Origin of the sequence: Pseudomonas sp. PDM02, assembly GCF_014852285.1 — a bacterium.
Lineage (GTDB): Bacteria > Pseudomonadota > Gammaproteobacteria > Pseudomonadales > Pseudomonadaceae > Aquipseudomonas > Aquipseudomonas migulae.
Genome location: NZ_JACVBL010000025.1, coordinates 13,700 through 37,612, shown reverse-complemented (window position 1 = coordinate 37,612; position 23,913 = coordinate 13,700). Strand labels below are relative to the sequence as shown.

Here is a 23,913-nt window from a genome sequence, read left to right as displayed (position 1 = left end):
GCGGGCCCACGGAGCAGGACCGGAGCGAGGGCATGCCGAGCCACAGCGAGGCACCGAACGAAAGGGGCAAGAGCCCTTTGGTTACTTTGGGGCTTTTCCAAAGTGACTCGCCGTAAGGGCGAAACCAATAGCCGCCATCACCGAAATAACGGACATGCCCCCAACCACCGCCCAAACACCAACCAACCCTCAGTTAGTATCCAGATCCACGTTCTTGGTCTCACGCAAACAGATCATCCCCACCACCAGGCTCACCGCAGTAATCACCACCGGGTACCAAAGCCCATAGAAAATGTCCCCGGTGTACACCACCAACGCAAACGACACCGTCGGCAGGAATCCACCAAACCACCCGTTGCCAATGTGATACGGCAGGGACATCGAGGTATAGCGAATGCGCGTCGGAAACAGCTCGACCATCAACGCCGCCAGCGGCCCGTAGCACATGGCCGAGATGATGATCAGCGCGACGATCAGCGCCACGATCATCGGTTTGTTGATCAACTGGACGTCGGCTTTTGACGGATACCCGGCCAGGGTCACCGCACCCCGCAGGGCCGCTTCGTCAAAGCCTTCAAGCCTCACGTCACCGACGCTGACCTGCACACCGCTGCCGGCCGGGGCCGCTTCGCTGCTGTAGGGCAGGCCCTGTTTCACCAGGAAGGTTTTGACCTTGTCGCACGGACTGTCAAATTTCGCCTTGCCCACCGGATCAAACTGGAAGGTGCAGGTCGCCGGGTCGGCCAGTACGGTAATCGGTGCCTGACGGCTGGCCTGGTCGATCGCCGGGTTGGCGTAATGAGCCAGGGTCTTGAAGATCGGGAAGTACAGCGCGGTGGCCAGCAACAGGCCGATCATCAGCACCGGTTTGCGCCCGACCTTGTCCGACAGCCAACCGAAAAAAATGAAGAACGGCGCGCCGATGATCACGCTGACGATCAGCAGGCTGTTGGCCAGGGCCGGGTCCATTTTCAGGAACTGGGTGAGGAAGAACAGCACGTAAAACTGCGCCGCATAAAACGTCACCGCTTGCCCGGCGTTGATGCTGAACAGCGCGATCAGCACGACCTTGAGGTTTTCCCATTTGCCGAAGGAATCGCGCAGTGGCGATTTGCAGAGCTTGCCTTCCTCTTTCATTTTCACGAACGCAGGCGATTCGTGCAGGCTCAGGCGAATCCAGGTCGAGATGCCCAGCAGCACGATGGAAAACAGAAACGGAATCCGCCAGCCCCAGACTTCAAACTGGTCACCGGTGAAGTAGCGGCAACCCAGCACCACGAGCAACGACAGCAGCAGGCCGAGGGTCGCGGTGGACTGAATCCAGCTGGTGTGGAAACCGCGTTTGCCGATGGGCGCGTGTTCGGCGACATAGGTCGCAGCGCCACCGTACTCACCGCCCAGGGCCAGGCCCTGAAGCATGCGCAGCACCACGAGGATGATCGGCGCGGCGATGCCGATGCTCGCGTAAGTCGGCAGCAACCCGACGCAAAACGTCGCGACGCCCATAAGGACGATGGTGGCGAGGAAGGTGTATTTGCGCCCGATCATGTCCCCCAGCCGCCCGAACACCAGCGCACCGAAGGGCCGCACGATAAAGCCGGCGGCGAACGCCATCAGTGCAAAGATGAATGCGGTGGTGTCATTGACCCCGGCGAAAAACTGTTTGCTGATCACCGCCGCTAGGGCGCCGTAGAGGAAGAAGTCATACCACTCGAACACCGTTCCCAGTGACGAAGCGAAGATGACTTTGCGGGTGTCACGGCTGGCATCGGCGCTGCCCGTGATTTCCAGAGATTGAACGTGTTCTGACATATCGGTATCCCTCACAGTGATTGTTTTTGTTGTTCCACTGTCGGCACATGCTTTGTGGGCGGGTGCCGCTACTGTCCGTGCATCGGGTGACATCGATGTTGATTGATCCGCCGCTATCGCCAGCAAGCCGGCTCCTACAGTTGATCTTTGTCGTTCATATTTCTTATGCCCTACCTACAACCCTGTAGGAGCCGGCTTGCTGCGGGCGGCGTTCCGACGAAAGCGATGTGTCAGTCAATACTGATGGCGCCTGACACACAGCCTTCGCCAGCAAGCTGGCTCCTACAATGTTCGTGTTTGGAGGTCAGGCATTGGTCACCAGTTCCATCGGTGAGGTCAGGCTCCTTGTGGCGGGGTTGAGGATGAGTTGTGCGGCCTTTTCGGCAATCATCAGCGTCGGCGAACAGGTGTTGCCCGAGGTGATGCGCGGCATGATCGAGGCGTCGGCGATACGCAGGCCGGGGATGCCGTGGACTTTCAATTCGGCATCGACCACCGCGTCCCCGTCATTGCCCATGCGGCAGGTGCCGACCGGATGGAAAATCGTCGTACCGATTCGCGCGGCGGCTTCGTGCAGTTGTTCTTCGCTCTGCAAACTGTCGCCGGGCAGGTATTCCACCGGTTTGAACGCTTGCAGGGCAGGCGCGGAAACGATGCGTCGGGTCAGGCGGATCGCATCGGCAGCGACGCGCAAATCTTCCGGATGGCTCAGGTAATTGGGTTGAATCAGCGGCGCGTCCTGCGGGTTGACCGAGCGAATGTCGATTCGCCCACGGCTTTGCGGACGCAGATCGCAGACCGACGCCGTGAAGGCCGGGAAGGCATGCAGCGGCTCGCCGAAGCGCTCCAGCGAAAGCGGCTGCACGTGGTATTCGAGGTTCGCCGAAGTCTGCTCCGGCCCCGAGCGGGCAAACGCACCGAGCTGACTCGGCGCCATGGACAGCGGGCCACTGCGGTCATACAGATAACGCAGCCCCATGCCGATCTTGCCCCACACACTGCCGGCGATCTGGTTCAGGGTGCGCGCGTTTTGCAGTTTGTAGATCAGCCGCAGTTGCAGGTGATCCTGCAGGTTGCCACCCACACCGGGCAGCTCATGGGCCACACCGATACCCAGTTTTTCCAGGAGCGGGCGAGGGCCGATGCCGGAGCGTTGCAGGATGCTCGGCGAACCGACGGCACCCGCGCAAAGGACGATTTCCTTGCGCGCCTTGAAGGTTTTCGCCTGACCCTGCCAGCGTGCGCTGACCGCCGCTGCACGGCCGTTTTCCAGGAGCACACGGTCGACTTCAACGTCAGTCAGCACGGTGAGATTAGGGCGATGGCGGACCGGTTTGAGAAATGCCTTGGCCGCGTTCCAGCGAATCCCGGCCTTCTGGTTGACCTGAAAGTAGCCGCAGCCTTCGTTGTCGCCCTGATTGAAGTCATCGATGCTGGCGATGCCGCTTTGTTCGGCCGCGCTGCGGAACGCATCGAGAATCGGCCAGGACAGTCGCTGGCGCTCGATCCGCCATTCCCCGGCGGCGCCGTGAAATTGCGAGTCGCCAGCAAAATGATTTTCGCTTTTCTTGAACAGCGGCAGCACATCGTCCCAACGCCAGCCGGGATTGCCATCGGCTGCCCAACCGTCGTAGTCGCCGGCCTGGCCGCGCATGTAGATCATGCCGTTGATTGAGGAACAGCCGCCGAGCACCTTGCCGCGCGGGTAACTCAGGGCGCGACCTTGCAGGCCTGCTTGCGCTTCGGTCTTGAAGCACCAGTCGGTGCGCGGGTTGCCGATGCAGAACAGGTAACCCACGGGGATGTGAATCCATGCGTAGTTATCGCGGCCGCCGGCTTCGAGCAGCAACACCCGGTGTTGCGGGTTGGCCGACAATCGATTGGCCAGCAAACATCCCGCCGGCCCGGCCCCGACCACGATGTAATCGTATTCATCAAGGGAAGTCTGCATCCCTGACCTCGTATTGTTGTTCTTGTTGTCGATCATCCTAGTTGTTAGCTTTCGTCAAAAGAATGTTAGTTTTTGCGCAGCCGCTGTGCGTTTTTAAACAGCGTATCCCTAAGGACGGTTCATGTTCGATTGGAATGACCTGCGGTTTTTTCTCGAATTGCAGCGCAGCGGGCGTTTGCTCACCGCTGCCCGCCGTTTGAACACCACCCACGCCACCGTGGCCCGGCACATCGAGGCCATCGAAAAAAGCCTCGGCACGGCGCTGTTCGTCCAGCACGCCCAGGGCTATGAATTGACGCCGGCGGGTGAAGCGCTGCTCAAGCACGCTGAAGCGATGGAGAACGTCGCCTTGCTGGCCCAGGAAGAGATCACCCAATCGACTGCGCCGCTGGGCAAGATTCGCGTGGGGGTGACCGAGGGCCTGGGCATCATGTTCCTCGCCAGTCGCATGAACGGTTTGTTCGAGCGCTATCCGGGGCTGGAAGTGGAACTGGTGGCGGTGCCGCGATTTGTCAGCATCCTCAACCGCGAAGCGGAGATCAGCATCCACCTCGAACGCCCCGCAGCCGACATGCTGGTCACGCGCAAACTCACCGACTATCGCCTGGCGCTGTATGCCAGCCAGGCTTACCTCGACAGGGCGCCACCGTTGCGCAGCCGCGAAGACCTCGGGCGCCACGCGTGGATCGGCTATGTCGACGACTTGCTGTTCAGTCAGGAATTGATGTTCCTCAACAGCTTCTGCCGCAATCCGCAGGTGGTGTTCCACAGCACCAGCGTGATCGCCCAACAACAGGCGGCGCGCTCGGGGTTGGGGATTGCGGTGCTGCCGTGCTACATGGCCAGCGCCGATCCGCAGCTGGTGCCGTTGTTGCCGGATGAAAGCATCCAGCGCAGCTACTGGATCAGTACCCGTCGCGAGCTGCACAAGTCCGTGCGGTTGCGGGTGTTGTGGGATTACGTGGTGGAGTTGTGTGAGCGAGAACAAAACCTGCTGCTAAACCCTGACCCTTTGTAGGAGCGAGGCTTGCCCGCGAAGGCGGTTTTGAAATTGATACCAGATTCAAGGGCCTCTTCGCGGGCAAGCCTCGCTCCTACAGGGGACCGCGTGTTCAGGGGAGGATTTCGAAGGCCGTGCTGGCGAGGCGTTCGCCGTTCACCAGGACGTGCACCGCGTGTCGGCCGGCGTAGTGCTTGCGCGTGGTGAGTTCCTTGATGTGCTGACCACGGCTGAGGAGGGCGGTCGCATGGCCGGGCAGCGTCAATGCCTTGAGCTTGAACACCTTCGCCGAGGTGCTGCCATTGGCTTTGACGTAATCGATGGCGTAGTCGATCACCAGGCGCTGACTGTCCTCAACCGTGGATTTAACGCTGAAGGACAAGGTGACTTTTTCCCCCAGGCCAATCACGGCCGGTTCAACGTTCACATCAATGATTTCAACCTCGGGCTTGCCGCCCGCGCCGATGATCGCCAGCGCCCGCTGGTTGCCCTGTTTGATCAGGCTGCGTAGTGCATGTCTGGCGATCCATGCGGTGTGCCTGTTCTCCAGCGACCAGCCTTCGATCAGGTCCAGCACCCACTCGGGATGGTCCTTGGTGATGTCGTTGAGGTGGTTGGCCACCGACTTGCGCACATAAAGGCTGGCGTCCGCCTTGAGGTTGTCGAGGATCGCGGCGGCGAGGCTCGGGTCGGCCTGGATCTGCTCCAGGCGAAATGACCACGGCAGGCGCGGGCGACAGCCTTCGCTGGCCAGGCGCCGGACATGTTCGTTTTCATCCAGCGACCAATCGTGCATCACGGCCAACGCGCGCTTGAGGTCACTGCGCAGGAAATAGCGGATCGCGAATTCAGCAGAGCCGAATGTGGTGAAGTATTTGAGCGCAGCCATGGACGGTTCGAAAGCATGGGCGCCGTAAGTCGCGACGTAATGCGGCAGCGAGATGCTGACGAAGCCGCTGTTCAGGCGCGGGGCGAGGGCGCGCAATACCTCCAGCGACTCATCAAAACCCAGCGGCAGTACGGCGTGCAGTGATTCGCTGACACGGGCCATGCGCTGCATGATCGACAGCTCGGCCAGTCCGTCGTTGGCCAGTTTGAGGAAGGCTTTGGCGTTGAAGTCGGGGTAGACCGCGGTCATCTCGGTGGCGATGTGCTTGAGGCGCTCGGCGTTGAAGATTTCCTTCAGGGCGGGGGCGGGTTGGTCAACGGCCATTGTCGATTCCTTCTAAATCGTTATGCGCGGCTTTTTTCAGGACTTCATCTTCAATGGTTTTGTACATCGCCGACCTATTGCTTGCGCTGGTTGTCGAGAATCACCTTGCCCCACGGTCGATAACGCAGGGAAAACACCGCCGTCGGATGGCAACCAGCCGAGGAGGCGTCCGGGGCGGCCGGCTCTGCGCGGAACGGTTGGCCTTCGGCGCTGACCTGCCGGAACGCTTCGCGCACGATGCCGACCGGGCAGGGCAGCGCGCTGGCGTAGCCGTTGCGCACCAGTGGTTGTAAACGCCCGGTGCCCGCGCCGTCCTGCCACCACACTTGAACGCCCACGCTCGTCAGCCCATCGAGCCACTGCCCATTGACCTGTGGCGCAAGTTTGCCGGCCGTGAAGGCGCTGACGTGCAGCGGTGCGTCCAGTTTGCCGGCGAAATCCTTGAGTTGGCGCTGTAGGGTTTGCCGTCGCTCGACCGCCAGGAAGTGAAAGTCATCGAGCTCCATCGGCAGGTACCAACCGCTGACCGGCAACTTCCAGTCCTGGCGCAGCCGCTGTTGCTGGGCGAGCGATTGCCCGAGTTGCACCTGCCAATAAGCCGCGAGCCCGGCGCTGTCCAGCTCATCGATACGCTGGTAATAGGCCGGGTCCATGTTCAGGCCCAGTACCAGTTTCAGGCCTTGCTCGTGGGCCAGTTTCAAACTGTTGGCGAGCCAGCCATCGACGCCACCGAAGTTTGAATCACCGTACGCCGTCCATTGCACGATGACGGTCTGCACGCCGTGTTGGGCGGTGTCCTGCCAGATCCGTTGCCATTGCGCCTGGCTCAGACTGGCGTCGACGTTCAGGGGTTGGTAAAAAATCCGCTCATCGGCGCGGGCCATTGTGCTGCTCATTAACAGGCAAAGAACCAGGAGAAAACGCGTCATCAGAAATTCAACTCCACACCCAGCAACACACCGTTGCCGCCTTCATACAGGTTGCCGCTCAGGGATTGCTGATACTCGGTACGAACCGTCAGGTGCGCGCGGTAAGCGTTGTAGATGTCGTCGTCGAACCACCATTGCCAGCGCAGGCCGATACCGGTGCGCAGGTCCTGGCGCCAGTCATTGTTCGGGTCCTGGCTGGCGAACTCGAGAAAGCCGTACGGCATGACGGTTTGCGCGCCGTTGAACGGCAGTTTCCAGGTGTGACCTTGCTGGAAGCGCGACAGCCATTGGTGATCACCGGCCTTGGTCCACCACGCGGCGTCGAGGTAGAGGAAACGTTCCTCCCAATCGTTTTCATCAATGCGCCAGTCGTTGCGGAACCGTCCCTGATCAAGAAACGAGGCCGTGGCGCGCAACAGGTAATCAGTGCTGGTATGACCGTCCTGGCGGTGATCGTTGAACTGGTCGGCAAGTTTTTCAGGAATCAGCAATTGACCCAGGCTCAGGCGCTGATTGTCGTTGTCATCGAACGAACTCTGTTTGTAGAGCTCGCCGTAGAAGTTGATGTTCGCCGTGCCCCAGGGCTTGTAGCGCAGACCCACGCCGGTGCCGAGGGATTCGCCATAACTCGATCGACCCTGACCGCCAAGCAGTACGCGGCCATAAACCGACAACGTGCTGCCGGCGCGACTCGGCTCTTCGCCGAGCGCATGGTCCCAGATCGCCACTTGTACGTTCTGTGAGGTGGCGCGTCGTGAGCTGTCGCGCAAGGTGCCGTTGGGGCGGAAGCTGTCGTTGGTCGAGACGCCGGCCGGTGACCATGTGCTGGCCAGCGTGCGGCTGTCGCGACGGGACAGGGTTTCGTGAGCGCGGCGCTGGCGATAACGCCTGGCTTCCATGCTGCCGTCCTCATCGTCAGCGGCTACCGGGTGCTGTTCCAGATCAATGACCCGGCGCAATTCCTTGCGCGCCGCCGCGCTGTCCTTCACCTCGTCATAACGCAGCGCCAGGGTTTCGCCGAGGCGATAGTCTTCCGGAAAATCACGGGTGGCGCTTTGCAGATAAGGGATGGCGTGGGCGCGCTGTTCCCGGGTGTCGGCCCCCGCCAGACGCATGCCGTAATCGGCGCGATAGCGCGGGTTGTCCGGTTCGCGACGCACGGCTTCGGCGAGCCACGCGGTGCTTTGTTCCAGTTCGCCGGCCTTTTGCGCGGTGACCGACGCTGCGTAGAAATTCCCGGCATCCGGCGCCTGCTGCAAGGCTGAACGCTGACGTTGCAATGCTTCGAGATGATCGCTGCGCGCGTCGGCAATCGCTGCGCCCAGCGCCCATTCATTGGCCCCCCGGGCGCGACTGTGTTGCCAGTAACGTTCTGCGAGCTGCGTGTCGCCTGCGGTGAGGGCGCTGCGGCTGGCCGTCAGCTTAGCGTTATCGCTCAACTCAGCCTCCGGCAGGCTGCGCCAGATGGCCAGGGCACCCGCCGAATCACCGGACGCTTCCAGCGCATACGCCAGTGGCAGACGACTGCCACGGTCGCCGAGTTTTTCTGCGGTCTGGTAGTAGACGACGGCTTCACCCGGCCGATCCGGCATGGCGCAACGGCCCAGGGCTCGATAGTCGCCTGCGACCTGCGGGTGGTCGCCAATGGCTTGTTGAACCGCGCCGCACTGACCTTTCTCGGCCAGTTGCGCCAGCAGTTGGCCGCGTGTGGCGGGATCGACGCGATTGAGCAGCGACACCATGCGTTTCTGCTGCGCCGGGGTCGGCGTCGACGAGGCATAGAGCCCCGCCAGCCGTTGCAGCAGGGCAACGGGCAACTTGCCGCCATGACGGTCATAGGCGTTTTCGAGCCACTGTTGCGCGTGTTCGCGCTGGCCGGCGTTCAGCGCCAGATACGTTGCCTGATTGAGCGAGCCGAGGTTGCCGGTCTGCTGGTAGTGTCGCTCCCAGAGCGTCGCGGCTTCTGTATTGCGACCCAGGGCTTGCACCAGTTCGGCCCGGCGTTTGACCACGTCAGCCGTCTGTGGCTGGCCGGCGAGCCAGGCCATGACCTTGTCGCTCTCGCCCTGGTCCTGCCAGATGTCCAGCAGCCGTGCCTGGCGGCGACTGTCCCAGGGTTCGGGCAGGCGCGTGCCTTGCAGCAGCTCGGTGTCTTGCAGGCGCTGGGCCAGAATCAACCATTTTTGCGGGTCATCGTTCGGCTGGCAGCCACGCAGCTGCGTGCGTGCGGCTTGCGGATCTCGACCGGACAACCATTCGGCCGTCTCCAGGCACGGGCGCTGCAATTCGCTACTCAAGCGTTGCACGGTCGGTACATCGCCGCTTTGTCGAGCAAGTTCCCACAGGCGCTGGCGTTGCGCCGGATCCGCCAGGTCGCTGGCGGGCAATGATTGAATCCAGCGTTGAGCCAGTTGAACTTGGCCCATGGCGATCGCCCGATCGATCATCGCGAGGCGTGCCTTGCGCGCGGCTTCGGGTGACGGGGCTTGTTGCAACAATTGCTGCAAAGGCTGTTCGTCGAGCCGCTGCACATAGGCATTGGCCAGTCGCTGCCAGCCTTCGGCGTCCAGTTGATCGCTGGCGGCCAGTGGCGCCAGTTGCTCGATGGTGCCGTTCCAGTCGCGCAATTGCTCGGACCAATTGGAGCGGGCCAGTTGCAGGATGTTGTCGTCACCCTTGGGTGTCAGTTGTGCCAGCCAGTCGTGAGCCCTGCCAGCGCCACCAAACTTCGCGAGGCTCAAGCTATAGGCCTGCCACAGGCGTACCCGCTGACTGAGGTTGCTGTTGGCGATCCATTGTTCTACTTGCTCGCTGCCCGGAGGATCCTGTTCGATCCAGGTCAGGCGCAGGTTGAGCAGGGCGTCGTTGTTGTCCGGGTTGTCCGGCAGCGCCTGCACGGCATCCTTGTACCGTCGTTGCTTGGCCAGGGCTTCCACCAGCAGGGCGCGGGCTTCATCGTTTTTCGGCACCTTGACCAGCAGGTGGCGCATCAGCCGTTCGACTTCGGCCCAGTTGCCCTTTTTCGCTTCGCGGTAGCTGCGATCCATGTAGGGGAAGCTGCGAAATTGTTCGAACTCGGTCAGCGGTTCAGCCTGTACCCATGAGCTGGTGGCCAGGCTCAGCAACAGACTGCCGATGAGCAGGGCATGGCGATCAGGCTTCATTCGACCTCCCGGACAATGCGGAAGGCCGCTTGCTGTTCACTGGCCTGGTCGGCCAGGGCCTGTTCGAGCACTTCCTGCGTGATCATGCCGCGCGAGATGAGGTGTTCACCCAAGGACATGTGCTCGGCATCGAAGTCGATCAAAGCCTGATTGAACAGGCTCGGCGGGACCATGCCGCGCACTTGCAGCAGATTGCCCAGCAGCACCTGGTGATGGCTGACGCGTTCGAGCAAGGCTTCATCGTCCTGATGACGCTCAAGCACTTCGAGCATGTGGTGCACTTCCTTATTCTGGCGGGGGCTGGCGTACCAGTAGCGGATACCCAGCGTGACCCGGCCCTGAGGCGCAAGACGGCAGCGCACCGGGCGTTTCAATTGACGGCTGATGGCGCCGAGGGAGACCTGGCTCACCGGCCCTTCGGAGGCCAGCACCAGGGTGTTGCCTTCCTCGGCCACCGGCAGCACGCCGTAGTGGGAGGCGATCTTGCGCGGCACGGCGTCGATCAGGCGTTTGTCGAGTTTGAACGGGTTCAGTGGCGCCCATTCGAGATCCAGCTGCTCGGCGAGGGTTTCTACCAGTTGCGTGCTGTCGATGTGTTCACGCAGCAGCAGTTCGTGGCCCAGACGCCGGCGTATCGGGTTGGTGATCGCCGCTTCCAGTTGCTCTTCGGTGAGCAGGCCTTTTTCCACCAGGCGATGACCCAGCGGCGTGCGCTGGGCTTTGGTCAGGGCCGGGAATTCGTGGGTGGTCTTGTCCCACGCCACGCGGCGCGAATCACCCATTTCCATGACCTGACGCAGCGCCCGCACGTTGGCGAAGAAGTTGATGAAGTTGCTCCATATCATGCGCGGTGCCGACAACAGGCCTTCGACGAGCCCGTAGTAACGGGTGACGAACCAGCCACGCTGGAACAGCCGATTGATCAGCATCAAACCGTTGAGCCACAAGAGCGTAGCGAGTACCGGGCTGTTGGACAGGATCGACGGATAGCGCCAGGCGGTCGGTGCAATCACTGTCATCAGCCACATCGCCAGCAGCACGAGGCACAACAGGTTCACCAGGAAACTCAGCAGGTAAGCGATCATGCCGCGACGGTCGCGCCAGAGGAAATAGTTGAGCACGCCCGTGGGGCTCCAACCGAGGTTCTTGGTGCCTTGAAAGACGATGCCGACGATCCAGCGCGATTTCTGGCGGATGGCATGCTGAAAGTCCCGGGGGAAATGCTCGCGAACGCAGATGACCTGGGAAAACACACGGTCCATGCCGAACGCCCAGGGCTGTTCGAGCGCCAGTTTCGGGTCGGTCACCGAGTAGCGGGCAAAGATGCACTTCATGCCTTTTTGCTTGAGGCGGAAACCGATGTCGTAGTCTTCGGTCAGGCTCTGCACGTCGAAGGCGATGCCGTCACCGTCTTCGAGCAGGGCGCTGATGGCTTTACGGCTGAAGCAGGTGCCGACCCCGGCGCTGGGCACCTGGCCGGTCATGGCTTCGCGGACGATTACATCCTTGCCATGGTTCTCGGCGAACTCGTCGACGTAATGCCCGGCGGTGAAGCCTCGCCACTCCGGCGCATAGGGGTAGACCGGAATCTGGATCAGGTCCTTGGCCGGCAGCAGGTAGTTGAAGAGGCGCAATTCCATCGGCGAAATCACGTCTTCGGCATCGTGCAGAATGAACCCGGAAAACTGGATTTTCGCCTCGCTTTCAAAGCGCAGGATCGCGTCGATGATGTTGTTCAGGCAGTCGGCCTTACTGGTGGGGCCGGGGCGGGCGCAGACCACTTTGTGCACGTTGGGGTAGTGCTGGCAGACCGCATCGACGTCGGCCTGCGTCTCGGCATCGTTGGGGTACGTACCGACGAAAATCTGATAGTTCTCGTAATCGATGGTCGACGCCGCCAGGCGCGCCATTTCACCGACCACACCGACTTCGTTCCACGCCGGAACCATGATTGCCAGGGGTTTTTCGGCGATGGCGTACAGGCGCTCTTCATCCGCGCGCTTGAATTTTTCGTAGATCCGCCAGCGCCGGACCAACTTGCGGCCCCAGTACACGAGGTCGATGAACAGGTCATCGAGCCCGAGGAGGAACATCAAAAACGCCAGGGTGATCGCGAGGTATTTGAGACCGAACAGGACGTAGGCAAAAAAATCGACAAAACCGAAAGTCATCGTGCTTTGACCGCCGCCGAACGCACGCTCAGACGCTCGAACAATCGAGTGCCGATGCGTTCGCTGGCGTGGCCGTCGCCATAGGGGCTGTGAATGCGGCTCATGCGTTCGAAGTGGACCTCGTCATCCTGTTGGCCGGTGGCGCAGAAGCTCAGTCTGCCCCCGGACAATTGACGCAACACTCTGGCGAGTGGCGCCATCTTGATGGCCTCCGGACGCGTACCGAAAACCATCATGATGTTGAAAGACATTGACCCCTCCTGGGAATGTGGCAAGGCTCTGGCTCAAGGCCAGCAATGCTTTGCCGCTTACTGAGATGTAAATAAAAGCAGCCGGATTGGAGCTTGTCCAATTGGGTTTGAGGCTTGATTGATGTCAATAAATTGCAGCAAATGCTCAGCCGATTATGGCTATTAGATGGCACTTTTCTTAAACGTTCAATTCAGTGCAAAGAAGGTCGCAGCCAGCCGGTTTGGGCCTCGCACTTATTCGATCAGCCTGGCTGATTCGGATTGAAGGCAATTTTCGGGTATCGAGTATACGTGATGCGTTCTCCACACCGTAATTGAGCATGGTCTTGTCGCAAAGCGCCAACGAGGATGCCCGTGCGCAGACATCGCCTCCTGTCAGAATTGACAGTAGACAGGAGCATCGGCAGGAGTGCTTGATTGCACTCGGTTGATTGTTGGGCTCCAGGCCGTGCCGACAGTTTTTCAGCCAGTTTGATGAATTCATTTCTGGATATGGAAGGGTGGCCGGCATGATCTCGACAGCAGTGGACAGCGGTTTTTTCGATAGGCAATCACGATACTCCCTCTCTTTACTCGCGGCACCGACGGTGTGGTTTTCCGCGTACGAAGTCGTGCGAGTGTTTCTTCCGCTACTGGTCGACTACCGCCCCGGCGTGGTGACCACGCATATCTCTGATCCTGCGCTGGCGCCAGGCGATTGCGTGTACATCACGTTGCTTAGCGATAAAGGGAAATATGAGGCCGAACCTCATCCCGTTGTTTCTTCCGGGCTGCAACAGGTCGCTATTCCCGACGCCGCCGTATTAATGCATTCGGGTGTCGCGGTTGACGTTAGCTATACCGTCAGCCATCCGGATGGCACGCAATCGCACTCCCATGTGTTCTCTTTCGTAGTGGCCACTGGCGAACTGGACATTGATCACCTGCCGGATGTCGAGATTGTCGAGGCGCGGGACCGCGTCCTCAACCTTGCTGATGTTCCGAATGGCGCCATATTCCGTATTCCGCCGATTCGCGGTCTGCACCGGGGAATGTTCCTCGGGCTCAGGATTTACTCCACGACAGGTGGTATCCCGTGCGGTCCCGACGTTCCTCCACCTTGTGGCCCAGGCGTCGAATATTTGTTGGAGTGGCAGCAGATTCGCACGACCGCGGATGGTTTTCTGAGCTTTCGAGTGGATCCGGCCGTGCTTCGGCCCCTCATTGGCAAGGAGTCCAGGGCCGGGTATGCAATCGAACTGCTCGATGGCTTGTTCTATAACAAAGGGGGGTTAAGCGGTTTGTTCCGGGTTGAGAGGTAAGTGTGAGCCAGGCGCAGGCAAGGCGGGCGCACCCGATCGGGTCAGCCTTCGCCCAATTGAGATGCTTTTACCCGCCCGTTGTGGCGAACGGTAGCGCCCAGTCGTTTGCACGAGCGCTACCGTTTTTTCCTGTTGCAGCGCATCCCGTTGATTTCACTCGATTTGTAATTTTCCGAGAAATGGCCCCACAACCTGTGGCACACTTTCTGCTGTCTATTCCGTTGTTACATACTCAGTTCCGGTATAGCGGAATACACATCATCCTGGAGTGCTTGCCATGCATCGCCGACCTTCCTTGTTTAAAGCGTGTGTTTTTCTATTTGCAGCTTCGGCTGCTGCCATGGGCGTTGCCCAGGCGGCGGACAGCAAACTCGATAGCGTGCTGGCCCGTGGGAAACTGATCGTGGGCACGGGCAGTACCAATGCGCCGTGGCATTTCCAGGGAGCGGACGGCAAGTTGCAGGGGTTCGATATCGATATCGCGCGAATGGTCGCCAAAGGGTTGTTCAACGACCCGAGCAAGGTCGAGTTCGTGGTGCAGTCGTCCGATGCGCGGATTCCCAACCTGCTGACCGACAAGGTCGACATGAGTTGCCAGTTCATTACCGTGACCGCCAGCCGTGCGCAGCAAGTGGCGTTCACGCTGCCGTACTACCGCGAAGGTGTCGGCCTGCTGTTGCCGGCCAACAGCAAGTACAAGGAAATCGAAGACCTCAAGGCGGCCAATGACAGCGTGACCGTGGCGGTGTTGCAGAACGTTTACGCCGAAGAACTGGTGCACCAGGCGCTGCCCAAAGCCAAGGTCGATCAGTACGACAGCGTGGATTTGATGTACCAGGCCGTGAACTCCGGCCGTGCCGACGCCGCTGCCACCGACCAGTCTTCGGTCAAGTACCTGATGGTGCAGAACCCCGGTCGCTATCGCAGCCCGACCTACGCCTGGAGCCCGCAAACGTACGCGTGCGCAGTTAAACGCGGCGATCAGGACTGGCTGAACTTCGTCAACACCACGTTGCATGAAGCCATGACCGGCGTTGAATTCCCGACCTACGCGGCGTCCTTCAAGCAGTGGTTCGGTGTGGATCTGCCCACCCCGGCCATCGGTTTTCCCGTCGAATTCAAATGACCCCGTGAGAGTGGGGCGCCCATGACGCGCCCCGTTCAAGGTACTGCTGACCATGAACTATCAGTTGAACTTTGCCGCCGTGTGGCGCGATTTCGACACCTTGCTGGCGGGGCTCGGTCTGGGCCTGGAGCTGGCGTTGGTGTCGATCGCCATCGGTTGCGTGATCGGCCTGATGATGGCGTTTGCTTTGCTTTCAAAGCACCGCGCATTGCGGGTAATGGCGTCGGTGTATGTGACGGTGATCCGTAATACGCCGATTCTGGTGTTGATTCTGTTGATCTACTTCGCGTTGCCGAGCCTGGGGATTCGTCTGGACAAGATCCCGTCGTTCATCATCACCCTGTCGCTGTATGCCGGGGCGTACCTGACCGAAGTGTTCCGTGGCGGGTTGTTGAGCATTCCCAAGGGCCAGCGCGAAGCCGGGTTGGCCATCGGCCTGGGCGAGTGGCAGGTCAAGGCCTACGTCACTGTGCCGGTGATGTTGCGCAACGTGCTGCCGGCCTTGTCGAACAACTTCATTTCGCTGTTCAAGGACACCTCGCTGGCGGCGGCGATTGCCGTGCCCGAGCTGACCTATTACGCGCGCAAGATCAATGTCGAGAGCTACCGGGTGATTGAAACCTGGCTGGTGACCACAGCGCTCTATGTTGCGGCCTGTTACCTCATTGCCATGATGCTGCGTTACCTCGAGCAGCGTCTGGCGATCCGCCGATAGGAGGCCCTCATGTACGAATCACCCAGTTGGTTGCATGAGTTATGGGTTGCCCGCGAAGTGTTGTGGCAAGGCTTCCTGACCAGTGTGCAGGTCTCGGCACTGGCGATTTTGCTGGGCACGATGGTCGGCATTGTCGCCGGTCTGGTGCTGACCTACGGCAAGTTCTGGATGCGTGCGCCGTTCCGTTTTTACGTAGACATTATTCGCGGCACACCGGTGTTTGTGTTGGTGCTCGCTTGCTTCTACATGGCGCCCGCACTGGGCTGGCAGATCAGTGCATTCCAGGCCGGAGCCTTGGGGTTGACGCTGTTCTGCGGTTCCCACGTCGCCGAGATTGTGCGCGGCGCGCTGCAAGCGTTGCCGAGCGGGCAGATGGAAGCGAGCAAGGCGATTGGCCTGACGTTTTATCAAGCCCTTGGTTACGTGCTGTTGCCGCAGGCGCTGCGGCAGATCCTGCCGACCTGGGTCAATTCGTCCACCGAGATCGTCAAGGCTTCGACGCTGCTGTCGGTGATCGGCGTGGCCGAGTTGCTGCTCAGCACCCAGCAGATCATCGCCCGGACGTTCATGACGCTGGAGTTTTACCTGTTCGCCGGATTTCTGTTTTTCGTCATCAACTACGCCATCGAATTACTCGGCCGGCACATTGAAAAGCGGGTGGCCTTGCCATGACTCAACCTCAAGTTTCGAACGTTCCAAATGAGCAGCCCCTGCTGGACATTCGCGGGCTGCACAAAAAATATGGCCAGCTCGAAGTGCTCAAGGGCGTCGACCTGACCATGCAGCGCGGCAACGTGGTCACGCTGATCGGCTCCAGCGGTTCGGGCAAGACCACGCTGCTGCGTTGCGTGAACATGCTCGAAGAATTCCAGGGCGGACAGATCATGCTCGATGGCGAATCCATCGGCTATGACGAGGTCAACGGCAAGCGCATACGCCACCCGGAAAAAGTCATCGCCCGCCATCGGGCCATGACCGGCATGGCGTTCCAGCAGTTCAACCTGTTCCCGCACCTGACCGCATTGCAGAACGTCACCTTGGGTTTGCTCAAGGTCAAAAAACTGCACAAGGACGAGGCTGTCGCGCTCGCCGAAAAATGGCTCGAGCGGGTCGGTTTGCTGGAGCGCCGCGATCACTATCCGGGGCAGTTGTCGGGTGGTCAGCAGCAGCGCGTGGCGATTGCCCGGGCGATTGCAATGAACCCGAGCCTGATGCTGTTCGACGAAGTCACCTCGGCCCTCGACCCGGAACTGGTGGGCGAAGTGCTGAGCGTGATCAAGGGCCTGGCCGAGGATGGCATGACCATGCTGTTGGTGACCCACGAAATGCGCTTCGCTTTCGAGGTCTCGGACAAGATCGTTTTCATGAATCAGGGGCGCATCGAAGAGCAGGGGCCTCCCAAGGAGCTGTTCGAACGCCCGCAATCACCGCGTCTGGCTGAGTTCCTCAAAAACACGCGGTTTTAACTTTTAGCTTTTCAATCAGGAGAAACACTCATGAGCATTACTCGTTACGGCACCGGCAGCAGCGCCGCTGGCGGTACGCCTCGTCCTTTCGCCCGCGCCGTTGAAGCCGACGGCTGGCTGCACGTTTCTGGCCAGGTGCCGGCGTTGGATGGCGAGATCATTGTTGGCGGCATCGTCGAGCAGACTCACCAGACCATGAAGAACCTGATCGCGATTCTCGAAGAGGCCGGTTATGGCCTCGAAGACGTGGTGCGCGCCGGGGTGTGGCTGGAAGATCCGCGGGATTTCACCAGTTTCAACAAGGTCTTCTCCGAGTACTTCAAACCCGAACACGCACCGGCCCGGGCCTGCGTGCAGGCGAACATGATGGTTGATTGCAAGGTTGAGATCGACTGCATCGCGTACAAGAAAAAGGCCTGAGATTTGCGGTGAATTCTTCGCGGGCAAGCCTCGCTCCTACAGGTCGAGGTGATCTGTAGGAGCGAGGCTTGCCCGCGAAGGCGGCCTAACGGTCGACACGGCACTCTGGGTAAACTCCCGGCACTTTGATTGGGAAACACTGACATGACCGAAGACACCATCAAGCGCCGGGCTCGCGGTCTGGACCGGGCGTTCGATATCCTCGATTTCCTCAAGGAAATCGGCCAGCCCCTGCGTCCGAATGAAATTGCCAGTGGCATCGGCAGCCCGAAATCCACAGTCTACGAACTGGTGGCGTCCTTGCTCGAACGGCGGATTCTGGAGCCCGTGGGCAAGGACGGTCACGTCTACCTCGGCCGTCAGCTGTACTTCCTCGGGCAGGCGCATTTGCGTCATTTCGACCTGACCCGCGAGGCCGATCACGCCCTGCAGGAGATCGTCAGCCAGACCCATGAAACCGCGCAGATGTGCCTGCTCAACGGGCGCAAATACACGGTGGCATTGATGAAAGAGGGCGAGCGGCATTTCCGCATTTCCTCGGACATCGGCGAAAACGCGCCGATCCCCTGGACTGCGTCCGGGCGCCTGTTGCTGGCGCACCTGAGCGACCAGGAAATCATCGACCTGATCGATCACGACGACTTCATCCTGCCTAACGGTGAACGCCTGCCGCTGGAGCAGTTTCTCGGTGAAATCCGTCAGGCCGGTATCGACGGGTTTTTCTCCTTCGACAGCGTCGCCGACACTTTTACCCATTGCTTCGCCGCCCCGGTCAAAGACCCGAACGGCGTGGCCATTGCGACCCTGTGCATCGTCGCCCCACGGGCCGATGCCAAGACGCATTACAACGACTATCGCCGGGTGTTGATCGACAACGCCAACCGCCTGGCCCGTCGCATTAACGAATAACAGCGGCTGTTCGCGGCCGCGAAAATGTGAGGAGTTCGACCATGTCTTCTGCCCAAAATACTGCTGCCGTGGAAAAGGGCTTTGCCCAGGCCGGTGCCCATCTGGTGCGCGACGTCAGCCTGCCGGCGCTGGTGCTGCATCGCGAGGCGCTGGAACACAACATTCGCTGGATGCAGGCGTTCGTCAGCAACAGCGGCGCCGAACTCGCGCCTCACGGCAAAACCAGCATGACCCCGGCCTTGTTTCGCCGCCAACTGGACGCCGGCGCCTGGGGCATTACCCTGGCCAGCGCCACGCAAACCCGCGCGGCGTACGCGCATGGTGTACGTCGGGTGCTGATGGCCAACCAACTGGTGGGGACGCCGAACATGGCGCTGATCGCCGATTTGTTGGCGGACCCGACGTTCGATTTCCATTGCATGGTCGATCACCCGGACAACGTCGCTGACCTCGGCGCGTATTTCGCCTCGCGCGGTGTGCGCCTGAACGTGATGATCGAGTACGGCGTGGTGGGTGGTCGTTGCGGTTGCCGGACCGAAGAGGAAGTGATCGCCCTGGCCAAGGCCATCAACGCACAACCCGCGTTGGCACTGACCGGTATCGAAGGTTATGAAGGCGTGATTCATGGTGATCATGCGGTCACCGGCATTCGCGCATTCGCCGCGTCGCTGGTGCGTCTGGCGGTGCAGTTGCAGGACAGCGGCGCGTTCGCCATTGCCAAGCCGATCATCACCGCGTCGGGTTCGGCCTGGTACGACCTGATCGCCGAGTCCTTCGAAGCGCAGAACGCTGGCGGACGTTTCCTCAGCGTGTTGCGCCCTGGCAGCTACGTGGCCCACGACCATGGCATCTATAAAGAGGCGCAATGCTGCGTGCTCGACCGTCGTAGCGATCTGCACGAAGGCCTGCGCCCGGCGCTGGAAGTCTGGGCGCATGTGCAGTCGTTGCCGGAGCCAGGTTTTGCGGTGATTGCCCTGGGCAAACGCGACGTGGCCTACGACGCCGGGCTGCCGGTGCCGTTGCTGCGTTACAAGGCTGGTGTGGTGCCGGCAACGGGCGACGACGTCAGTGCCTGCAAGGTGACGGCGGTGATGGATCAGCACGCGTTCATGACCGTGGCGCCGGGGATTGAGCTGCGGGTGGGCGATATCATTTCGTTCGGCACTTCACACCCGTGCCTGACGTTCGACAAGTGGCGCACGGGGTGTCTGGTGGATGAGCAGTTGAATGTCATCGAAACCATGGAAACCTGTTTCTAGGGTTCCAGACCGAGGTGCGGCCTTCGCGGGCAAGCCTCGCTCCTACAGGATTTGTGCCGTAATCATCATTTGCGAATGACACAAAACCTGTAGGAGCGAGGCTTGCCCGCGAAGGCGCCCGACCAGACACCACCGAACCACCAGAGACACCACAACAATGAACACCATCAACACACTCGGCCCCAACATCCCGCGCATCGCCCTGATCGGCGAATGCATGATCGAGTTGCAACACCGCGCCGACGGCAGTCTGCAACAGAGCTTCGGCGGCGATACCTTGAACACGGCGGTCTACCTGTCCCGGAAACTGGGCGAAGGCGGCAGCGTTGATTACGTCACCGCCCTGGGCGATGACAGTTTCAGCGATGCCATGTGCCAAAGCTGGGCCGCCGAAAACATCGGCCTGGACATGGTCCAGCGCCTGCCCGGTCGCTTGCCCGGTTTGTACTGCATCCAGACCGACGCCGCCGGCGAACGTCGCTTTTTGTACTGGCGTAACGAAGCCGCCGTCCGCGATTGCTTTACCACGCCAGCCGCCGCGCCGATCCTCGCGGCGCTGCCGGATTACGACGTGCTGTATTTCAGCGGCATCACCCTGGCGGTGCTCGGTGTGCAAGGTCGGGAGAAGTTGCTGGAAACCCTGATCGAAGCACGGCAGCGGGATGCGCGGATTGTGTTCGACAACAACTACCGGCCACGTTTGTGGGCGTCGATCGAGGACGCTCGGGCGGCGTATCGCAGCGTGTTGCCGTATGTGGATCTGGCGTTGCTGACTGTCGACGACGAACAGGCGTTGTTTCATTTTTCCGATTGCGAGGCGGTGTTCGCCGCGTACGAGCAAGTGGGTATTCCGGAAGTGGTGCTCAAGCGTGGTGCCGAGGCCTGTCTGATTCGTTGTGAGGGCGAGTCGTTCGAGGTGCCGGCGCAGAAGGTCGAGCGCGTGGTGGACACCACGGCGGCGGGGGATTCGTTCAGTGCGGCGTACCTGGCCAGTCGGCTCAAAGGGGGGAGCCCGGTGGAGGCGGCCGAGGCGGGGCATCGGTTGGCGAGTCGGGTGATTCAGGTGCCGGGGGCGTTGATTCCGCGGTAGGTGGTGAATGGCCGGCTGCTGCGCAGTCGGATCGCGAGCAGGCTCGCTCCCACAATGGATCTGTGTACGCCGCAAATCCAATGTGGGAGTGAGCCGGCTCCGGGCGGCGTTCCGACGATGGGGCCCTCAAGCCAACCCATCAATCCCGATAAAACACCTGCACCAGGTGATAGCCAAACTTGCTCTTGATCGGCCCATGCACCACCCGCAACGGCTTCTTGAAAATCACCGCATCAATCACACCGACCATCTGCCCTGGCCGTACTTCACCGAGATCACCGCCGCGTTTGCCGGACGGGCAGGTGGAATACTTCTTGGCCAGCACATCGAAGGCTTCGCCCTTGGCGATGCGTTGTTTGAGCTGCTCGGCTTCTTCCGAGGTTTTCACCAGAATGTGGCGGGCTTGAGCTTTCATGGGGCGAGTACCTTGCAACGGTAGTGGCTATGTGGGTGGATCGGGGCGCGCGATTATGCCTCAACTCACTCGGGTTGGCCGATCATCGTGCGAATCTTGTTGGCCAGCAGGTCAACCGAAAACGGTTTGGCCACCATGTCCATGCCTTCCTCAAGGAAGCTTTGACGCTCGGCGGCCATTTCCGCGTAACCGGTCATGAACAGCACTTTGAGCTCCGGACGGTGCTGACGGGCGATTTCTGCCAATTGCCGACCGTTCATGCCCGGCAGCCCGACATCGGTCACCAGCAGATCGACCCGCAGACCGGATTCGAGCAGGGGCAGGGCGGTCTTCGCATCTTCGGCCTCATGGGCGTGATAACCCAGCTCCTTGAGCAGATCGAACACCAGCATGCGCACCGCCGGATCATCTTCCACCAACACCACGGTTTCCCCGGCTATCGCCGAGGGGGCCTCGCCGATGACCGGCGTCAGCACATCTTGCGGCTCCATCTCGTGCAAGCGCGGCAAGAACAGGCGCACGCTGGTGCCCTGGCCCGGCAGGCTGAACAGGCTCACGTGGCCGCCCGACTGCTGGGCAAAACCGTAGATCATCGACAAACCCAGCCCCGTGCCCTGGCCGATAGGTTTGGTGGTGAAGAATGGATCGAACGCCTTGGCCAACACTTTCGGGGTCATGCCGGTGCCGTTGTCACTGACGGCGATCATCAGGTAATCCCCGGCCTTGACGGGCTCCAGAATGTTGATGTCACTGCTGTCCAGATAGACATTGGCGGTTTCGATACGCAACTCGCCGCCATCGGGCATGGCATCCCGCGCATTGATCACCAGGTTGAGCAGGGCGTTTTCCAGTTGGCTGACGTCGGTGCTGACTGGCCAGGCTTCATCGGCCAGTTGCAGTTTCAGCTCGATGTGGTCGCCCTTGGTGCGGCTGAGCAAATCTTCCAGAGAATGAATCAGTTCGTTGGCGTTCAGCGGCTTGCGGTCCAGCGACTGGCGCCGGGAGAAAGCGAGCAGGCGGTGGGTCAGGGCGGCTGCGCGGTTGGCTGACGACACCGCCGCTTCGGTGAAACGGCCGATCTCGGCGGTACGCCCATCGGCGATGTAGCGCTGCATCAGGTCGAGGCTGCCGATGATCCCGGTGAGCATGTTGTTGAAGTCATGGGCGATACCGCCGGTGAGCTGGCCGACCGCTTCCATTTTTTGCGCATGGCGCAGGGCATCTTCGGCACGTTCGCGCTCGAACATTTCGTTTTGCAGGCGCTGGTTCGCTTCGGCCAATTGCTGGGTACGGGCGGCGACACGTTCCTCAAGGGTTTCGTTGAGGTTGCGCAAGGCTTCTTCGGTCTGTTTGCGCTCGGTTTCGTCGATCACAAAAATATAGAAACCGTTCACCGCGCCATCCGGCCCGTGGCGGGGCAGGTAATTCATCAAGGCTTGTCGGGTGCTGCCATCACGATGCGGCGTGCTGATGCTGAAACAGCAGGTCCTGCCCGCCAGTGCTTCGGCGATGTATTCGGCGCGCAAGGCGTAGGCTTCTTCACCCAGCACCTCACGAATGGTCCGACCGTAAAGCTCTTGGGGCGTCAGGCCGTACCAGTCGAGGTACGCCGCGTTGTTCAGGCGAAAGCGTTCCTCGCTGTCGACGTAACTGATCAGGATCGGCATGGCGTTGATGATCAGTTGCAGCTCGGTCTGACTCTGGCGCAAGGCCTGTTCGGTGTGTTTTCGTTCGGTCAGGTCCAGCGCGGCGCCGAGGAAACGGATCGGCCGGCCATGGTGGTCCTTGTAACAACGGCCGCGGGCAAACACCCAGCGCAACTGACCGTCGGGTTGCAGCAGGCGATATTCCTCGGCGTATTCGCTGCCCTGGGTGATGCACTGCTTGATGCCGCGGGTGACCATCGAGCGGTCTTCCGGATGCACGGCTTCGAGATAATCACTAATGGGCAACTGACTGGCGAGTAGCGGGTCGATGCCGTGCAATTGGGCGAAGTGCGCGTCGGCAATGAAGCGGTCTTCGCCGATGTCCCAGTCCCAGGTGCCGACGGCGTCAGTGGCGGCCAGCGCCAGTTGCAGGCGTTCCTCGGTCTCGCGCTGAGCCTTCAGGCTGGCGGCCGAGCGCTGCTCCAGTTCGAGGGCGATGCGTCGGCGTTCGTTGGTTTCGATGGCTGTGACCAGAATCCCGGCGACGTCGGCGTGTTCATCGCGGATCGGGCTGTAGGTCAAATCCAGCCAGAAGTCGGAATCATTCCCGTCGCGTTGCAGGGTGAAGCGTTGTTCGCTGTAAGTCCGCACCTGGCCTTGTAGGACGGCGCTGTAAATCGGGTCAGTAAAGTCTTTGAGTTCTGGCCAGATCTGGTGCGTCGGTTGTCCGAAAGCGTGCGGATGCTTGCTGCCGGCCAGCAGCGCGAAGCCGTCGTTATAGATCTGCGTAAGCTGCGGCCCCCACAGCAACAGCATCGGCATCGGTGAGTGAATCACGATGTCCACCGCTGTGCGCAGGCTCTGCGGCCAGTCACTGGCGGCGCCGAGCGGGGTGCACGTCCAGTCCAGTCTGGCAATCAAGGCCTGGGCATCGCTGCCGGTGGGTACTGCGTTCATCAAGGTGTCCTGCACGTCGGTCGGGGTGACGGCGTCTACTATCCTAGGGCGGTAGACGCTGAATGACCGATTTTTCGGGTCATTTCTGTTCATTGAATGCTTCGCGGGTGTTTTTTGC

General features: G+C 60.7%; 18 protein-coding genes and 1 pseudogene. 10 read left to right on the top strand and 9 right to left on the bottom strand.

Annotated elements, in window-relative coordinates; translation table 11 throughout:
• Positions 1 to 189: 189 nt before the first annotated feature.
• Both IB245_RS28560 and IB245_RS28555 read right to left on the bottom strand, forming a co-directional pair.
• Positions 190 to 1,812, bottom strand: coding sequence for an MFS transporter (locus IB245_RS28560; protein ID WP_192496319.1), 1,623 nt, complete (start codon positions 1,810 to 1,812; stop codon positions 190 to 192).
• Between the two features lie 304 nt (positions 1,813 to 2,116).
• On the bottom strand, positions 2,117 to 3,763 hold the full coding sequence (locus tag IB245_RS28555) for a GMC family oxidoreductase (protein WP_192496318.1): 1,647 nt from the start codon (positions 3,761 to 3,763) through the stop codon (positions 2,117 to 2,119).
• Positions 3,764 to 3,884: 121 nt separating this feature from the next.
• Here IB245_RS28555 and IB245_RS28550 point away from each other — a divergent pair, with 121 nt between their 5' ends.
• A complete protein-coding gene (locus IB245_RS28550) occupies positions 3,885 to 4,781 on the top strand; it encodes a LysR family transcriptional regulator (RefSeq protein ID WP_008035628.1) in 897 nt (298 codons plus the stop codon).
• Between the two features lie 94 nt (positions 4,782 to 4,875).
• Here the strand turns inward: IB245_RS28550 and IB245_RS28545 are convergent, their stop codons facing one another.
• From IB245_RS28545 to IB245_RS29500, 5 genes and pseudogenes are all read right to left on the bottom strand, one after another.
• Entirely contained in the window at positions 4,876 to 5,976 is a 1,101-nt protein-coding gene (locus IB245_RS28545; protein WP_192496317.1) for a DNA alkylation repair protein, read from the bottom strand.
• A 74-nt stretch (positions 5,977 to 6,050) separates the two neighbouring features.
• Positions 6,051 to 6,905 carry a DUF4434 family protein gene (locus tag IB245_RS28540; RefSeq protein ID WP_192496316.1) on the bottom strand — a complete coding sequence of 285 codons (855 nt, stop codon included), beginning with the start codon at positions 6,903 to 6,905 and terminating at the stop codon, positions 6,051 to 6,053.
• Complete coding sequence (locus tag IB245_RS28535; RefSeq protein ID WP_192496315.1) at positions 6,905 to 10,069, bottom strand: NfrA family protein; 3,165 nt, start codon at positions 10,067 to 10,069, stop codon at positions 6,905 to 6,907. The genes IB245_RS28540 and IB245_RS28535 overlap by 1 nt, the downstream gene beginning before the upstream one ends.
• The gene (gene nrfB / locus IB245_RS28530) at positions 10,066 to 12,240 is read right to left on the bottom strand and encodes a cyclic di-3',5'-guanylate-activated glycosyltransferase NrfB (protein WP_192496314.1); all 2,175 of its coding nucleotides are present in this window, start codon (positions 12,238 to 12,240) and stop codon (positions 10,066 to 10,068) included. Before nrfB ends, IB245_RS28535 begins: the two co-directional genes overlap by 4 nt.
• Before the next feature lie 131 nt (positions 12,241 to 12,371).
• Positions 12,372 to 12,491, bottom strand: a pseudogene (locus tag IB245_RS29500) (UDP-N-acetylglucosamine 2-epimerase (non-hydrolyzing)); the annotation flags it as partial.
• Positions 12,492 to 13,000: 509 nt separating this feature from the next.
• Between IB245_RS29500 and IB245_RS28520 the strand changes: the two are divergent.
• From IB245_RS28520 to IB245_RS28480, 9 genes are all read left to right on the top strand, one after another.
• Positions 13,001 to 13,792 carry a hypothetical protein gene (locus IB245_RS28520; protein WP_192496313.1) on the top strand — a complete coding sequence of 264 codons (792 nt, stop codon included), beginning with the start codon at positions 13,001 to 13,003 and terminating at the stop codon, positions 13,790 to 13,792.
• A 277-nt stretch (positions 13,793 to 14,069) separates the two neighbouring features.
• Entirely contained in the window at positions 14,070 to 14,918 is an 849-nt protein-coding gene (locus IB245_RS28515; protein WP_008033036.1) for a transporter substrate-binding domain-containing protein, read from the top strand.
• Positions 14,919 to 14,970: 52 nt separating this feature from the next.
• Positions 14,971 to 15,633 (top strand): amino acid ABC transporter permease, encoded by a 663-nt coding sequence (locus IB245_RS28510; protein WP_008033038.1) that lies wholly within the window; start codon positions 14,971 to 14,973, stop codon positions 15,631 to 15,633.
• 9 nt (positions 15,634 to 15,642) lie between these two features.
• Positions 15,643 to 16,305 carry an amino acid ABC transporter permease gene (locus tag IB245_RS28505; RefSeq protein WP_008033040.1) on the top strand — a complete coding sequence of 221 codons (663 nt, stop codon included), beginning with the start codon at positions 15,643 to 15,645 and terminating at the stop codon, positions 16,303 to 16,305.
• Positions 16,302 to 17,099, top strand: a complete 798-nt coding sequence (locus tag IB245_RS28500; protein WP_008033043.1) for an amino acid ABC transporter ATP-binding protein — start codon at positions 16,302 to 16,304, stop codon at positions 17,097 to 17,099. The genes IB245_RS28505 and IB245_RS28500 overlap by 4 nt, the downstream gene beginning before the upstream one ends.
• Before the next feature lie 30 nt (positions 17,100 to 17,129).
• On the top strand, positions 17,130 to 17,519 hold the full coding sequence (locus IB245_RS28495; RefSeq protein WP_008033044.1) for a RidA family protein: 390 nt from the start codon (positions 17,130 to 17,132) through the stop codon (positions 17,517 to 17,519).
• A 144-nt stretch (positions 17,520 to 17,663) separates the two neighbouring features.
• Positions 17,664 to 18,428 (top strand): IclR family transcriptional regulator, encoded by a 765-nt coding sequence (locus IB245_RS28490; RefSeq protein ID WP_008033782.1) that lies wholly within the window; start codon positions 17,664 to 17,666, stop codon positions 18,426 to 18,428.
• A gap of 41 nt (positions 18,429 to 18,469) precedes the next feature.
• Complete coding sequence (locus IB245_RS28485) at positions 18,470 to 19,687, top strand: amino acid deaminase (protein ID WP_192496312.1); 1,218 nt, start codon at positions 18,470 to 18,472, stop codon at positions 19,685 to 19,687.
• A gap of 157 nt (positions 19,688 to 19,844) precedes the next feature.
• Positions 19,845 to 20,777, top strand: a complete 933-nt coding sequence (locus tag IB245_RS28480) for a sugar kinase (RefSeq protein ID WP_192496311.1) — start codon at positions 19,845 to 19,847, stop codon at positions 20,775 to 20,777.
• A gap of 139 nt (positions 20,778 to 20,916) precedes the next feature.
• Here IB245_RS28480 and IB245_RS28475 read toward each other — a convergent pair whose 3' ends face one another.
• Both IB245_RS28475 and IB245_RS28470 read right to left on the bottom strand, forming a co-directional pair.
• Positions 20,917 to 21,192 carry a peptidylprolyl isomerase gene (locus tag IB245_RS28475; RefSeq protein ID WP_007898282.1) on the bottom strand — a complete coding sequence of 92 codons (276 nt, stop codon included), beginning with the start codon at positions 21,190 to 21,192 and terminating at the stop codon, positions 20,917 to 20,919.
• Positions 21,193 to 21,257: 65 nt separating this feature from the next.
• Positions 21,258 to 23,795, bottom strand: coding sequence for a PAS domain-containing protein (locus IB245_RS28470; RefSeq protein ID WP_192496310.1), 2,538 nt, complete (start codon positions 23,793 to 23,795; stop codon positions 21,258 to 21,260).
• Positions 23,796 to 23,913 lie beyond the last annotated feature (118 nt).